This is a genomic window from Amphritea opalescens, from assembly GCF_003957515.1.
GTDB classification, from domain to species: Bacteria; Pseudomonadota; Gammaproteobacteria; order Pseudomonadales; family Balneatricaceae; genus Amphritea; species Amphritea opalescens.
In genome coordinates, this window is sequence record NZ_RQXW01000005.1 from 53,636 (window position 1) to 68,394 (window position 14,759).

At 50.3% G+C, this 14,759-nt stretch carries 12 protein-coding genes; 3 read left to right on the forward strand and 9 right to left on the reverse strand.

Annotated features, from left to right (window positions below; genetic code table 11):
* The first annotated feature begins 21 nt into the window (after positions 1-21).
* Entirely contained in the window at positions 22-822 is an 801-nt protein-coding gene (locus tag EH243_RS06805; protein ID WP_126157899.1) for an ABC transporter substrate-binding protein, read from the forward strand.
* 183 nt (positions 823-1,005) lie between these two features.
* On the opposite strand, the gene EH243_RS06810 is transcribed toward EH243_RS06805, so the two are convergent.
* The 5 genes from EH243_RS06810 to EH243_RS06830 all read right to left on the reverse strand — a co-directional run bounded on the left by EH243_RS06810 (position 1,006) and on the right by EH243_RS06830 (position 8,459).
* Complete coding sequence (locus EH243_RS06810) at positions 1,006-2,316, reverse strand: TolC family outer membrane protein (RefSeq protein ID WP_241235013.1); 1,311 nt, start codon at positions 2,314-2,316, stop codon at positions 1,006-1,008.
* Entirely contained in the window at positions 2,313-5,387 is a 3,075-nt protein-coding gene (locus EH243_RS06815; protein ID WP_126157900.1) for an efflux RND transporter permease subunit, read from the reverse strand. The genes EH243_RS06810 and EH243_RS06815 overlap by 4 nt, the downstream gene beginning before the upstream one ends.
* 2 nt (positions 5,388-5,389) lie before the next feature.
* Positions 5,390-6,454 (reverse strand): efflux RND transporter periplasmic adaptor subunit, encoded by a 1,065-nt coding sequence (locus tag EH243_RS06820; RefSeq protein ID WP_241235014.1) that lies wholly within the window; start codon positions 6,452-6,454, stop codon positions 5,390-5,392.
* Positions 6,455-6,459: 5 nt separating this feature from the next.
* A complete protein-coding gene (locus EH243_RS06825; RefSeq protein WP_126157902.1) occupies positions 6,460-7,074 on the reverse strand; it encodes a TetR/AcrR family transcriptional regulator in 615 nt (204 codons plus the stop codon).
* A gap of 203 nt (positions 7,075-7,277) precedes the next feature.
* The gene (locus EH243_RS06830; protein WP_126157903.1) at positions 7,278-8,459 is read right to left on the reverse strand and encodes a pyridoxal phosphate-dependent aminotransferase; all 1,182 of its coding nucleotides are present in this window, start codon (positions 8,457-8,459) and stop codon (positions 7,278-7,280) included.
* 261 nt (positions 8,460-8,720) lie between these two features.
* Here EH243_RS06830 and uvrB point away from each other — a divergent pair, with 261 nt between their 5' ends.
* Positions 8,721-10,733, forward strand: a complete 2,013-nt coding sequence (gene uvrB, locus EH243_RS06835; RefSeq protein ID WP_126157904.1) for an excinuclease ABC subunit UvrB — start codon at positions 8,721-8,723, stop codon at positions 10,731-10,733.
* A 680-nt stretch (positions 10,734-11,413) separates the two neighbouring features.
* Here uvrB and ald read toward each other — a convergent pair.
* Together ald and EH243_RS06845 are read right to left on the reverse strand one after the other, a co-directional pair.
* Positions 11,414-12,538: an alanine dehydrogenase gene (gene ald, locus EH243_RS06840; RefSeq protein ID WP_126157905.1), complete on the reverse strand. Its 1,125-nt coding sequence runs from the start codon at positions 12,536-12,538 to the stop codon at positions 11,414-11,416.
* 235 nt (positions 12,539-12,773) lie between these two features.
* Positions 12,774-13,325: a sensor histidine kinase gene (locus EH243_RS06845; RefSeq protein WP_241235015.1), complete on the reverse strand. Its 552-nt coding sequence runs from the start codon at positions 13,323-13,325 to the stop codon at positions 12,774-12,776.
* A 63-nt stretch (positions 13,326-13,388) separates the two neighbouring features.
* Between EH243_RS06845 and EH243_RS06850 the strand changes: the two genes are divergently transcribed.
* Positions 13,389-13,718, forward strand: coding sequence for a sensor histidine kinase (locus EH243_RS06850; protein ID WP_126157907.1), 330 nt, complete (start codon positions 13,389-13,391; stop codon positions 13,716-13,718).
* A 78-nt stretch (positions 13,719-13,796) separates the two neighbouring features.
* Here EH243_RS06850 and EH243_RS06855 read toward each other — a convergent pair whose 3' ends face one another.
* Together EH243_RS06855 and hutX are read right to left on the reverse strand one after the other, a co-directional pair.
* A complete protein-coding gene (locus EH243_RS06855; protein ID WP_126157908.1) occupies positions 13,797-14,321 on the reverse strand; it encodes a HugZ family pyridoxamine 5'-phosphate oxidase in 525 nt (174 codons plus the stop codon).
* A gap of 8 nt (positions 14,322-14,329) precedes the next feature.
* Positions 14,330-14,737: a heme utilization cystosolic carrier protein HutX gene (hutX, locus tag EH243_RS06860; protein WP_126157909.1), complete on the reverse strand. Its 408-nt coding sequence runs from the start codon at positions 14,735-14,737 to the stop codon at positions 14,330-14,332.
* Between the last annotated feature and the right edge of the window lie 22 nt (positions 14,738-14,759).

Consider the following 14,759-nt stretch of genomic DNA (forward strand, 5'->3'; position numbering starts at 1 on the left):
ACCCTTCAGGAAGTTATGTTTATGAAGAATAAGTATCGCATCCCTTCATTATTGTTTGCCACTGTTATGGCCATTTCCGTTGAGTCGGTGCTAGCGAGTGAGCGGGCAGAGAAGATCAAGATGGCGGGAGAGATTAAGGTCTGTATCTGGCCAGATTATTTCGCGATCAGTTACCGTAACCCCCGTACCCATCGCTTAGAAGGTATTGATATCGATATGGCCCGTGAGCTGGCCAAAAGCATGAACGTCAAGTTGACCTTTGTGGACAGCTCGTTCTCGCTGTTGGTTGAAAATATGCAGAATAATGCCTGTGATATTGCGATGCATGCTATTGGTGTTCGTGATGATCGCAAACCCTACATGGAGTTTTCACAGCCCTATCTTGCCAGCGGTATCTATGGGGTGGGTACAAAAAATAATATTGAGTTAGACCGTTGGGATAAGATTGACCGAGAGGGCGTGGTCGTTGTGGTGCAAAAGGGCACCTATATGGAACCCGTGGTTAAGGCACGCTTTAAGCATGCAGAGGTCTCCGTGGTGGATAGCTTTAAAGCGCGTGAGCAGGAAGTGCTTAGTGGTCGCGCCGATGTGTTTATGGGCGACTACCCCTATGCAAAGCGGATGGTCACATTGACGAATTGGGCCGTTTTGCTGGCACCGGATCAACCTTTTGCAAAAACGAACTATGCCTATGCGGTGCCTAAAGGTGAAACCGACTGGCTAAAAGAGGTAGATGCTTTTCTGCTGAAAATGAAGGCCAATGGTAAGTTAGCCGAATATGCCGAGAAGAACGGCCTCACTGAAATCCTGGTGCAGGATTGATCTTTCAGTGATGCCGATGTTGTCGTAGGGCTGCTAAGCTAATGAGATGAGCTAAGCTAATGAGCTAAGTTATTGTCTAAGTGGTTGCGATGTTGAGTATGCGGTTGCCCGAAATAAAAAAGGCGGATATCAGTGATATCCGCCTTTTTTAATGGTTATTTCTGTTTGTGGGAACAAATAACCTTAGTCTTGTTTCATCCACTGATCGAGGCCGATCACATCGTCAGGGCTGAGGGTGCCGATCTGCTGCTTAAAGTTAAACAGGTTCTGGATATATTCGAAACGGGCATCGGCATAGTCGCGCTGCGCCGTATACAGCTGCTGCTCTGCTTGTAATACATCGACCACGTTACGAGTACCCACATTAAAGCCTTCTTCGGTCGCTCTTAACGCGGTTTCACTGGACTTAATACTCTGCTTACGGGCCGCCACACTCAATACACCGGTCTGAAGGTTGCGTAGCAGGTTGCGGGTTTCCAGAATTACCCCTCGAAGGGCATCATCCTGATTATATTTGGCTTCGCTAAAACCGTATTTCGCTTGGCGGCTAAGGGAGTTGATGGAGCCGCCGGAATAGATGGGCAGCGATAATGTTAAGCCGATCTGATTGGTTTCCCAGTCACCATCGGGGTAGCTAGCTGAGCTGCTGTCCTTATCATGGCTAGCGGTAAGTGACAGGGTCGGTAGGTGGCCACTGCCGGCGGCTTGCGATTGACGACGGGCCGCTTCGGTGGTCGCTTCGGCTACTTTTAGCGCGAGGTTACCGGCTTGGGCTTTTTCTATCCATGCCTCTGGTTCTACCGGACTGATGTTTTCTACCGGGTAGTTTGCCGCTAGCGGGTCAACGTTACCAACGGGCTGTCCGGTCAGTCGTTCCAGTGCTTGAAAGCTGTTATCCAGATCGCCTTCAGCGAGAATACGGGTGACCTTGGCATTATCATAGGTAGCCTGAGCCTCCTGAACATCGGTAATCGCGATAAGGCCTACTTCGAACTGTGCATTTACCTGATCGAGACGACGCTTGATCGCTCGTTCTTGGGCTTGTGATGTCTCGAGTGCGGTTTGTGCCCGCAAGACGTCGAGATAGCTGCTGACGACGCGCAGAATTAAGTTTTGCTGTGCCTGATCAAACTGCAGTGATGCCGCTTCAGATTGGGCGATACCCTGCTTGTAGGTAAACCATGCCGACGCTGAAAACAGCGGCTGGCTCAGGCTGACGGTATAGCCATTATTGTTATAGTCGATGGAATCGTAATTGACCCAAGTGGTGTTACCCGTCAGAGAAAGCGTGGGTAATAATCCGGCACGGCCTTGGGGCAGGGCTTCTTGGCCTGCTTTCGATGCCGCTTCTGCCGCTTTCAGCTGTGGGTCTTGGGCGAGGGCTTGTTGATAAATATTAGCCAGTGCACCGGCACTGACTTGCGGAGCAATCAGGGCACAGCTGATGGCTGTCGCCATCAGAGTACGATGAAGGGTACGTTGAATGACTTTCACTTCTCTGATCCTTGTTCCATAAGATGAATGTCCGGCTCTACTTTCTTGAACAGACGCCGGCCTAAATAACTGTAAACGGTCGGTACGATAAATAAGGTTAATACGGTGCCGAATGTTAAGCCACCGACGATAACCCAGCCTATTTGCTGGCGGCTCTCGGCACCGGCGCCAAAGGCGATAGCCAAAGGTACCGTACCGAGTACCATCGCGCCGGTGGTCATCAGAATAGGGCGTAATCGCATGGTGGCCGACTCAATAATGGCCTCCTGGAGATCGCGTCCCTGATCCTGAAGTTGATTCGCAAATTCTACTATGAGAATACCATGCTTGGTAATCAAACCTATCAAGGTAATCAAACCTATCTGGCTATAGATGTTCAGACTGCCGCCGGTAAAGTACAGGGCCGACAGACCACCAAACAATGCCGGTGGCACGGATAGCATGATAATCATCGGGTTACGGAAGCTTTCAAACTGCGCTGCTAACACCAAAAAGGTGAAGATGAGTGCTAAGGCGGCGGTCAACATCAGGCCACTACCGGACTTCTTAAACTCACGAGATTGCCCGCCGAAATCGTATAGCGTTTCTGGGCTGATCTCAGCCATTTGCTGTTCAATGAAATCCAGCGCATCGCCGACACTGTAACCGGGCGCCAGAATCGCTTGAAACTTAACCGCTTTCATTTTATCAAAGTGATTGAGTTCTTTCGGCGCCACACTCTCCTTAATATCGACCACTGAGCTCAGCTGAACCATATGGCCATCATTAGTGCGCAAATAGAGATTGCTTAGGTCGCTTGGGCTGCGACGAAGCGAGGGCTCTACCTGCAGAATAACGTCGTACTGATCACCATCCTTTTTAAAGCGGGTGACATTACGGCTCGCCATATAGGTTTCGATACTGCGACCGATCAGGTTGATATCCAAGCCCATTTCCGAAGCTTTATCCCGATTGACGTTGAGAGTCAGTTCCGGTTTGTTCAGCTTGAGGTCGATATCCGGTTGAATAAAGCCTGGATTTTTCAAGATACGCGCCATCAACTGATCAGCGATGGTTTTCAGCTCAGCAAAATCGGTATTGGATTTAACAATGAACTCTATTGGACGGGAGATAAAGCTCTGTCCGAGGGATGGTGGGTTCATTGCAAATGACATAGTGCCGATGACACCACCGAAGAGTTGAGGCGTCAGTTCAGCGACGATGCTTTGTTGTTTTTGCGACCGTTCATCCCAAGGCTTGAGGCCGAGGAATGACATTGAGTTGGTCTCGGTGGGGAAACCCACGATGGTGAAAAAGCGATCAGCGGAAGGCTGTTTCGCTAACATCCCCTCAACCTGTTTGGCATAACGGTCGACATAATCGACAGAGGCGCCATCAGGGGAGATAGACATCGCCAGAATCGTACCGCGGTCTTCGACGGGGGCGAGTTCCTGTGGCAGTTGGTTAAAGAGGAAACCAGCACCGGCGAGACTCCCCACCATCATCACCACCGCCAACAGACGTGAACGCAGCACTTTTTTCAAGAGTGACTGATAGCCGTTGGTTAAGCTGTTGATCCAGCCTTCGATCAGATTGAAGATGTAGCTGTGACGTTTTTCATGGTGCAACAAACGAGAGCACATCATCGGAGAGAGCGACAGGGCGATAAAGCCGGAAACCAGCACGGCGCCTGCCAGTGTGAGGGCGAATTCGGTAAAGAGTTTACCTGTCCGGCCCGGTGTAAAGGCTACCGGTGCAAATACCGCTACCAAGGTTAGGGTTGTGGCGACAATGGCAAAACCGATCTCTTTACTGCCTTTAAAGGCGGCCTGTATCGGTGATAAGCCTTCTTCGACGTGACGGTAGATGTTTTCTAGCATCACGATCGCATCATCGACCACCAATCCGATCGCCAACACCATCGCGAGCAGCGTTAGGGTGTTAATACTGAAACCCATCATCAGCATCAGTGCAAAGCCACCGATCAGTGATAAAGGAATGGTGACAATCGGAATTAATGTGGCGCGAATATTACGCAGGAAGAAAAAGATAACCGCGACAACCAGCAGGCTGGCTTCAAAAATAGTCTGAAATACCGATTTGATGGACTCAGAGATAAAGATCGATGAGTCATAGGCAATATCAATATTCACCCCTTCAGGCAGGGCGGCTTTAATCTGCGGTAGGCGTTCTTGAATCCCGCTGGAAACATCCAGAGGGTTCGAGGTGGATTGTTTGACCACCCCCAGTGCGACGGCAGGCTTACCCCTGAAACGTGATTTTTTCCGTTCATCCTCAGGGGCAATTTCCACGCGAGCGACATCTTTAATGCGTACCGGGTAGCTGTTTTCATTCCGAATAATGATATTTTCGAACTGTTCCACGGTATTCAGATCGGTACGAGCGAGCACGCTAAATTCACGCTGATTACTCTCGATACGGCCGGCAGGAATTTCGATGTTCTGGCTACTTAGGGCCGCCTCGATATCCCGTGGAATAATTTGATAGGCCGCCATTCGAGACGGGTCTAGCCAGATACGCATGGCGAAACGACGATCACCAAACAGCATCACATTGGCCACACCATCGACGGTTTGCAGCGGGTCTTTAACCATCCGGTCGGCGATCTCAGAGATCTCCATCATGGAGTGGTTATCGGAGGATAGCGCCAGCCAGAACACCGGCTGGGCATCGGCTTCGGTTTTCGCCGTGATGGGTTCTTCGACATCATCCGGCAGGTTGCCGCGCACTCGACCTACACGGTCGCGGACATCACTGGCGGCATCGTCGGGATCGCGACTGAGTTTGAAGGTCACGGTGATCTGGCTCGATTCGGACCGACTCACCGAGGTGATATAGTCAATGCCTTCGATACCCGATAAGGAATCCTCAATAATCTGGGTCACCTGAGTTTCGATAATCGATGCACTCGCACCGGGGTAGCTGGTTTCAACCGTGACTACCGGTACGTCGATTTTAGGATATTCTCGGACGGTCAGGCGATCATAGGAAACCGCCCCCACGAGTAATATCAACAGACTCATGACGATCGCGAGTACCGGTCGCTTGATACTGATTTCAGAAAGAATCATGCTCAGGCTCCAGGCTGTTCAGCCGCTGGGGCGGAAGGTGGTTGGGTCCCATCAACGAAAACCGGAGTAACGGGGGAACCAGGGAATAGTTTCAGCTGACCGGCGGTGACAATCACCTGATCGACCGATAGGCCAGAGAGAATGTTGACGGCGCCGTCACGGCGAATACCGAGCTTAACCGGCACCATATCAATCTTCTCGTCGGTGACGGTCATAACAAAGAACTGATCGTTTTTAGGGATGATAGCCTCTTCTGGCACCATGATCGCGTGATCATCGATATGGGTAATAATCTGTATCCGGGCAAATAGACCGGCGCGTAGCAACTGATCTCTGTTTTCAATTTTGGCGCGGATAGCGATGTTATGGTTACGGGCATCGATGTTGGGCGATATGGCGTAGACCTCACCCGTGAAACTTTCTCCCGGTAGTGCATCAACGAGGACCTTCACCTGCTGTCCGATATGGATATTAGGCAGTTGGTTTTCCGGTACTTTGAAATCGACCTTCATAATGCTGATATCGGTCAGTTGCACTAGGTCTTGGCCAATATTGACATAGTCACCGGGGCTGAATTTACGTAAACCGATAACGCCGTCAAAGGGGGCACTGATGGTCATTTTATTCAGTTTGGTTTGTGCCACGGCCTGTTGGGCTTGGTTAACCTGTAGTTGAGCTAGAGAGGAGTCTTTATCTTGCTGAGAGCCCACCCGTTTTTTGACTAAGCTATCGGCACGTTGATAGTCGATACGGCTCAGATTGACGCGGGCTTTGCTTTCTTGCAGCTGGGCTTTATAGAGTGACGATTCGAGCACGATCAGTTTATCGCCCGCTTTAACCGCACTGCCTTCGGTGAACAGCACTTTTTCGATGGCGCCGCTTTGTTCGGGACGCAGGATGATTGACTCATTGGCATTGAGTGTTCCAACCGCCTCGATCCGATGCACCAGTGGTGCACTTTTGACATGAACAACTTCCGCCGGAAGGCCCGCCGCCTGTATAGGCGCCGTGATGGTCAGTGCCACACCGATAATGACGGGGGCTAAAAGGTGATTAATTTTTATCATTGGAGTCATCCCTGTTGCTCGGGGTTAAGTGGTGCAAAGAGTGTATATAGCATATCGGCGGCGTCACTTAAGGGTTGGGTCGAGGCTTCTACTTTAGTGCGTAGTAGCGCGCCTTGCCAGCAATCCCAGAATAACTGAGCTAATGCCCGTGCGGGAAGGTCGTCACGAAAGCTTCCTTCCTGTTGTGCGTTTTGGAAATGTATTTCAATACAGTCGATAACGCGGCTGCAGGATGAATCGATAATCTGGCGAAATGAATCACTCGCATTACCGATCTCGCCCATGAGATTGGTGAGCAAGCTACCGGTGGTGATCGGGTCCTCTTTATATTCCTCGATGAAAAGGTTGAGTGACGCGCGGAACTGGGTGCGTATATCACCGGTTGAATGCGCGTTCCATGACTCCCATTTTTCATCGTCCAGTTGGTGGCTATATTCTAATACGGCCACGGCGAACTGTTCTTTACTGGCAAAATAATTATAGAAAGAACCTTTAGGCACCTGACAAGCATCCAGAATCTCTTTCAGTCCGGTGCCGTGATAACCTTTACGGTTAAACAGCTCCATGCCGGTCTGCAGGATCCTTTCCTTATTGTGTTCATTTCTCTTGGGTCGAGTCATTCTGATTAGACCGGTCGTCTTGAAATTATAAGGGCACGATTATAAGTGTCGTTTAGGTAAAAGCAAACGAAGATTTTAAGATAATTTTTAACCGCCTGTAAACCGTCAACGATGGTGCGCAAGAGGCATTGTGTTAAACCGGTTGCACAGTTATCGGGCGAAAAAAAACCGGGCAAGCCCGGCTTTCATAGAGAAAGGGAGCATTACTTCTGCAGTGCTGCCTTGATACGGCTAATCGCGTCTTCAAGAATATCCAGCGAGGTCGCAAAGGATAAGCGCATATTGCCCGGTGCGCCAAAGGCTGAACCCGGCACCAGTGCAACACCGGCTTCCATTAATAGGAATTCAGCTAGGTCGATATCATTGGCAAACCGGTCATCATTATCGATGACCTGCTGAAAGCTTGGGAACGCATAGAAGGTGCCATCAGCGGGGATGCACTCAACACCGTCGATCTCATTGAGCTTTTCAATGACGAAATCGCGCCGCTGTTTAAAGGCTTGAACCATCCCTGCAACACAGCTCTGATCACCATCTAGGGCCGCTTGGGCAGCAACCTGTGAAATAGAGGTCGGGTTAGAGGTGCTTTGCGATTGAATCTTCTTCATCGCGCCGATCAACTTAGCAGGGCCTGCGGCATAACCGATACGCCAGCCGGTCATAGAGTAAGCCTTAGATACACCGTTTAGCACAATGGTGCGGTCATAAAGCTCGGGGGCGACGTTGAGGATGTTGATGAACGGGGCATCGGTATACAGGATGTGTTCATACATATCATCAGTGGCGACGAGCACATCAGGGTGTTTAGCTAATACATCGGCCAAGGCACGTAGCTCAGCCTCGGTATAGGCAACACCTGTCGGGTTGGATGGGCTGTTTAGCACCACTAGACGAGTCTTGGGGGTAATGGCCGCTTCTAGCTGTGCGGGGGTGATCTTGAAGCGGGCTTGCTGGGTGGTAGTCACAATGACCGGCACGCCTTCACCCATCAACACCATATCGGGATAGGACACCCAGTAAGGCGCAGGGATGATCACTTCATCGCCGGGGTTTAATAGTGCGAGCGATAGATTGAAGAAACTTTGCTTACCGCCACAAGACACCAGAATCTGATTGGCTTCATAGACAAAGCCGTTATCCCGTTTGAACTTTGCAATAATCGCTTTTTTCAGACCAGGCGTGCCATCAACCGCTGTGTATTTCGTGAAGCCATTGTTGAGGGCTTCAATTGCAGCATTTTTAATATGATCCGGGGTGTCAAAATCAGGTTCGCCGGCGCCCAGGCCAATAATGTTTTTACCTTCAGCACGTAATTCAGCAGCGCGGTTAGTCACTGCCAGAGTGGGAGAAGGTTTGATGCTGTTAACGCGATCGGAAAGTTGCATTGTCCTAGCCATATCCTCTGAAAAAAAAGTGGTTCTGTACCACGGTGTGTTCAACCGATAAATAATACCGGAATCTTGTGGCCGGAAAAATCACTTTCTCAGTCGAAAATGGCGAAAAATAAACTTTATTGCAATTAAGTGTCGCATAGGAACAATTTCAGGTGTTTTTTCTTTCATTGCTCGATCTATCAGCAGAAAATTTTCCATAAGCGTATAATGTCCCGCTCAGTTTTTTCCTGTTATCAACGAAGAACATCGAATATGAAACAGCGCTTCCAGTTACAATCCAAATTTCAGCCCGCCGGTGATCAGCCTGCCGCGATAAAAGGCTTGGTTGATGGGATTCATGCCGGTCTTGCCGCGCAGACATTACTGGGCGTAACCGGCTCGGGTAAAACCTTTACCATTGCCAATGTGATTGCTGAGTTGCAACGGCCCACCATTATTATGGCGCACAACAAAACCTTGGCGGCGCAGCTGTATGGTGAGTTCCGCGAGTTTTTCCCGAACAATGCGGTTGAGTATTTTGTTTCTTATTACGATTATTATCAGCCGGAAGCCTATGTGCCTTCATCCGATACCTTTATCGAGAAGGATGCATCCATCAATGAACATATTGAGCAGATGCGGTTATCGGCCACCAAGGCGCTGCTCGAGCGGGATGATGCCATTATCGTGGCCACGGTATCAGCCATCTACGGTTTGGGGGATCCAAAATCTTATTTAGGTATGATGCTGCATCTGGATCGCGGCGATCAGGCGGATCAGCGCACTATTTTGCGGCGTTTGGCTGAACTGCAATACACCCGCAACGATATTGAACTGCACCGAGGCACCTATCGGGTGCGTGGCGATGTCATCGATGTGTTTCCGGCGGAATCGGAAAAAGAAGCGGTTAGGATCGAACTATTCGATGATGAGGTTGAGAATCTTAGCTATTTTGATCCTCTTACCGGTGCCGTGTTGCGTCGGGTACCGCGGGCGACTATCTATCCAAAATCTCACTATGTTACCCCAAGGGAAACCCTGTTAGCCGCGGTGGATAAAATCCTCGCCGAATTGCATCCCCGCTTAGAACAGTTGCGCAGTAACGATAAGTTGGTGGAGGTGCAACGCCTTGAGCAGCGGGTGATGTATGACGTCGAGATGATCAAAGAGCTGGGCTATTGTTCAGGAATCGAAAACTATTCCCGTTATCTCTCCGGACGAGATCCTGGCGACCCGCCGCCGACACTGTTTGACTATCTACCCGACGATGCTCTGTTGGTGATGGATGAGTCCCACGTGACCATTCCACAATTAGGCGCGATGTATAAAGGTGACCGGTCGCGCAAAGAAACCCTAGTGGAGTATGGCTTTCGTTTGCCATCGGCGTTGGATAACCGGCCGATGAAGTTTGAGGAGTGGGAGCGTCAAGCGCCGCAGATGATTATGGTGTCTGCCACGCCGAGTAAATATGAAGCCGCGAATGCGGGGCAGGTCGTCGAGCAGGTGGTGCGTCCCACCGGTTTGCTGGATCCCATCGTTGAAATTCGCCCTGCGGTCACCCAGGTGGATGACCTCTTGGGGGAAATAAATAAAGTGGCGGCTTTGGATCAACGTATTGTGGTGACCGTGCTGACGAAACGTATGGCCGAGGATTTGACCGAATACTTAGATGAGCACGGGGTGCGGGTGCGCTATCTGCATTCGGATATCGATACGGTGGAGCGGGTTGAGATTATCCGCGATCTACGGATCGGTGAGTTTGATGTGCTGGTGGGGATTAACCTGCTGCGGGAAGGTATCGATATGCCTGAAGTGTCGCTGGTGGCGATTTTGGATGCCGACAAAGAGGGCTTTTTGCGTTCAGAAACGTCGATGATCCAGACCATTGGCCGGGCCGCGCGAAATATCAATGGCCGTGCGATTCTTTACGCCGATCGGGTGACCGGTTCGATGCAACGGGCGATGGATGAAACCGAGCGCCGGCGTAACAAACAGATTGCCTATAATAAAGAACATAATATTACCCCCGTGGGGATTCAAAAATCCGTGGCCGACATTATGGAAGGGGCTTCGGCGATTCCGGGACGTAAAACTCAAACCGGCCGTAAAGCGGCAGAGCCAGAAGCCGAATATCAGATTGATCCGAAGAAACTGAGCACTAAAGAGTTGGCTAAAGCGATGAGTCGCTTGGAAGATAAAATGTATGAGTCAGCCAAAAACCTAGAGTTTGAAAAAGCAGCTCAGTATCGTGATCAATTGGAAAAACTCAAACATAGTGGGCTATGATGCGAGGCATAATGGTGCGGTTCGCCAGCGCACGAGCCTCCAAATAACCGCGGATAGGTAGGGTGTGGTGAAGCATGAACCGCACCGCTGATATAGCCTCGAGTCGTGGCACAATGGTGCGGTTCGCACAGCTCACCGCACCCTACGTGAAATGGGCTTGTGTGTGGGAGCTGCCTCTGGCTGCGATGGCTGTGTATTCGCAAGCGCACGAGCCTCCAAATAACCGCCGATAGGTAGGGTGCGGTGAAGCATGAACCGCACCGCTGATATAGCCTCGAACCGTGGCATAATGGTGCGGTTCGCACAGCTCACCGCACCCTACGCGAAATTGGCAGGGGTGTGTGGGAGCTGCCTTTGGCTGCGATGGATGTTTTGGTGTGGTTCGCCAGCGCACGAGCCTCCAAATAACCACCGATAGGTAGGGTGCGGTGAAGCATGAACCGCACCGCTGATATAGCCTCGAACTTTGGAACAATGGTGCGGTTCGCACAGCTCACCGCACCCTACGCGAAACAGGCTTGGTGTGTGGGAGCTGCCTCTGGTTGCGATGGGTGTTTTGGTGTGGTTCGCCATCACACGAGCCTCCAAATAACCGCCGATAGGTAGGGTGCGGTGAAGCATGAACCGCACCATCGGTGCCGATTATTCACCACCCCATTCGTTTCAATATCGGTGCGGTTTCATTGTGCAGGGGCTATCGCTTCCATGGGATCTAAATAGTCATAGTTGAGTGCTTGGGCAACCGCTTTGCAGGTGATGTTGCCTCGGTGCACATTCAGCCCATTCATAAGATGAGGATCATCCTGCAGTGCTTGTTGATAACCTTTATCCGCCAGAGCCAAGGCAAAGGGGAGTGTGGCATTCGTCAGAGCAAAGGTTGAGGTGCGAGCCACACCTCCGGGCATATTCGCAACGCAGTAGTGGATCACACCGTCGATTTCATAGGTTGGCTCCTCATGGGTGGTGGCATGGGACGTTTCAAAACAACCGCCCTGATCAATAGCTACATCCACCAATACCGCACCATTCTTCATCGTTTTTAGCATCTCCCGAGTGACCAGTTTAGGGGCCGCAGCACCGGGTATCAGCACGGCACCAATCACTAAGTCGGCATGGGCGACTTCATGTTCAATGGTTTCCACGCTGGAGTAGAGGGTTTTGAGTTGCGGGCCGTACTGCTCATCGAGGGTTTTTAAGCGGGGAATCGATCGGTCGAGAATGGTCACGTCCGCTCCCAGTCCCATCGCCATGCGGGCGGCGTTAATACCCACAACGCCACCACCAATAACGGTGACTTTCGCGGGTGCTACACCGGGTACGCCACCGAGCAAAATACCCATACCACCCTGCGCTTTTTCTAAGGCATGGGCGCCGGCTTGAATCGACATTCGTCCAGCGACTTCACTCATGGGGGCTAACAGCGGCAGGCCGCCTTGTGGGTCGGTGACGGTTTCATAGGCGATGGCGATGGCATCGGAGGCTATTAGTAAGCGGGTTTGTTCCGGATCGGGTGCTAGGTGAAGATAGGTAAATAACAGTTGCCCCGGTCGCAACATCTTACATTCGTCCGGTTGTGGCTCCTTTACCTTGATGATCATGTCGGCGCTTTTGAATATCCCGGCGGCGGTATCAATCAGGGTGGCTCCCGCGGCGGTATATTGTTCATTCAATAAACCGATAGCCGTACCGCCATCACGCTGCACCATCACCTGATGACCGTGGCTGACGAGCTCACGCACGCCGGCTGGCGTCATGCCTATCCGATACTCGTTATTCTTAATCTCTTTGGGGATACCGATCAGCATACAGAACACTCCTCTTCGGGGATGTAACATCTTTATTATGATTATTTTTAGGTAGCTGTCTTTAAATTAGCACTGCTTTAATAGATTTATACTCTGTAAATCATTTGTTAGAAGAAATATATCGGCATCGATTGCCGAAATACAGTTATAACAAAGGGTGAAATTTCCCCAATGGGTGCTATGGCGAGCGGTTAAAAGCGGCTGTGGGTATCATCCGCTTAACAAGGGCTAAAATTTATTGTGTCACGACAACAGGGAGACGAATCTCAAAGCAGGTGCCTTGGCCCTCGGTGCTGGTCACATTAATACTGCCTTGGTGATCTTGAATAATGCCATAGACGATGGATAAGCCCATACCGGTACCTTGGCCGACGGGCTTTGTGGTAAAAAACGGATCGAAAATAGATTTTAAAACCGTTTCGGGTATGCCACTGCCGTTATCTTTTATCCGAATGACAATGTTGTCGTCTTCAGTGTCCGTGGCGATGTCTATCTGTGCATCTCGGGTTTCGGACAGTGCATGGCAGGCATTCATAATCAGATTTAGAAAGACCTGATTTAGCTCTCCAGGATTGCATTTCGTGGTAGGAAGGGTTGCTAGCTGACAGCGAACCTTAATATTATTTTTTAGCTCGCTTTGCAGTACTGTCAGGGTACTGTCGATACCCTCATTAAGATTGTATTGGGTGCGTTCGGTATTGCCGTCATGGGAGAAATTACGCAATCCTTGGACGATATCTCGCAGCCGAATCAAACCTTGATCGGTATCGCTTAGCAGTTCGGCCACATCTTCACAGATAAAATCGAGATCTTGTTGCGTGATGAGTGCTTGTAATTGTATCAGGTGGTGATGAATTTACTGGTCAATGCATCCCATGCAATTGAAGGGCAGGGGGATATCTATATTAAAACCCGCTGTATTGATGCGACGGTGCAGATTGAGATACGGGATACGGGTTGTGGCATGTCGGCCGAGGTGGTTAATCAGCTGTTTGATCCGTTTTTTACCACCAAAAGTGTTGACCAAGGGACGGGGCTGGGGTTGTCGATCAGTCATGGTATTGTGCAGAAGCACGGTGGTGATATTCAGGTGGTGAGTGAGCCAGGACAGGGTAGTTGCTTTACCGTGATTCTGCCGCTTGATGAGAGCAATGATAATAATATGAGTAAGGACTTGTGACGGGGTTGCGGCGCTGCTAAAAGAGTCACCATTAAGCGAGCCAGTAGCGGCTCACTTAATGGCGACTTGGGCATCTATTTATGCGGCTGTTCTTTTGGTGTGCCCACCGGTGATATGTTGTATTTCGTTGCCCGTCAGGCCATTACCCGCAAGGGTATAGGCTCTGCCAAATCCTTTGACATAACGGCCACCGGTGGGTTTTAACTTAAACAGTTTAAAGTCATCGAGTTGGCTTAGTTTATTGATTCTGTCGCCATGACGGTTAGCCAGCGCATTAATACCCTCAGCCCACGCTTCGGTTGCGTGGGTTAATAAGTCCGCCTGTATCGAATAGTTAACCCGTTGGCGGGCAAACAGTTCTTTGGATGTATCTTCGTCCGCGATCACCATCACCGCTGCGGTTGGGTTTTGTTGCAAGTTATTGGCGTGTACCGCCATCTCGCTCAACAACACATAGAGGCAGTCATCCCCGATGGCAAAAGGGGAGTAAGACGCATAGGGCTCGTTGTGTTCCCCTACCGTCGCCAGCTGCAAGCTGTAACGACTATTGATAAAGGTGGATACTTCTTCTTGTATTTTGGCTTGCAATGACTCTTTGCTCATGGGATTTCCTAATCTAAATTTAAACGAAGCTGTTGTTGGATAGCTTTAAAGCGAGTGACCTGTTCCGCGATCAGTTCACCATCTTCTTGGCGGCCTAAAAACACTTTGAAAATATTTTGGTTGTTTTGATCCTGAAAATTAAAGGCATAACTTTGGCGGCCTCGATGGGGTTTATCCTGAAAATCGATGTGATGGATGGCGGCTAAGTCGATATGCCCATGCAAGCCGGGAATCGGTCCATCTAGGTTGTAATAACCATGGCCGATGCTGCCTTCGGGAAAGCAGCCCTTAAACTCAAATACACAGCCACCATGTAAAATAATGGTGGTGGTATGTCCCCAGTTTGCCAGTTCTCTCAGTAGCGCTTCAGCTTGGTCGCCCGCAAGGCTCTTACTGAGATTATTGTCTGCGTTCATTAAGAATATTTCTCCGCTAACC

Bases quoted from the DNA above. Each gene is read 5' to 3' on its own strand.
- EH243_RS06855 (WP_126157908.1), bottom strand. From the start codon at position 14,321: ATGAGCAAAGAGTCATTGCAAGCCAAAATACAAGAAGAAGTATCCACC.
- EH243_RS06815 (WP_126157900.1), bottom strand. From the start codon at position 5,387: ATGATTCTTTCTGAAATCAGTATCAAGCGACCGGTACTCGCGATCGTC.
- EH243_RS06805 (WP_126157899.1), top strand. From the start codon at position 22: ATGAAGAATAAGTATCGCATCCCTTCATTATTGTTTGCCACTGTTATG.
- EH243_RS06850 (WP_126157907.1), top strand. From the start codon at position 13,389: ATGAATTTACTGGTCAATGCATCCCATGCAATTGAAGGGCAGGGGGAT.
- EH243_RS06825 (WP_126157902.1), bottom strand. From the start codon at position 7,074: ATGACTCGACCCAAGAGAAATGAACACAATAAGGAAAGGATCCTGCAG.
- hutX (WP_126157909.1), bottom strand. From the start codon at position 14,737: ATGAACGCAGACAATAATCTCAGTAAGAGCCTTGCGGGCGACCAAGCT.
- uvrB (WP_126157904.1), top strand. From the start codon at position 8,721: ATGAAACAGCGCTTCCAGTTACAATCCAAATTTCAGCCCGCCGGTGAT.
- EH243_RS06830 (WP_126157903.1), bottom strand. From the start codon at position 8,459: ATGCAACTTTCCGATCGCGTTAACAGCATCAAACCTTCTCCCACTCTG.
- ald (WP_126157905.1), bottom strand. From the start codon at position 12,538: ATGCTGATCGGTATCCCCAAAGAGATTAAGAATAACGAGTATCGGATA.
- EH243_RS06820 (WP_241235014.1), bottom strand. From the start codon at position 6,454: ATGATAAAAATTAATCACCTTTTAGCCCCCGTCATTATCGGTGTGGCA.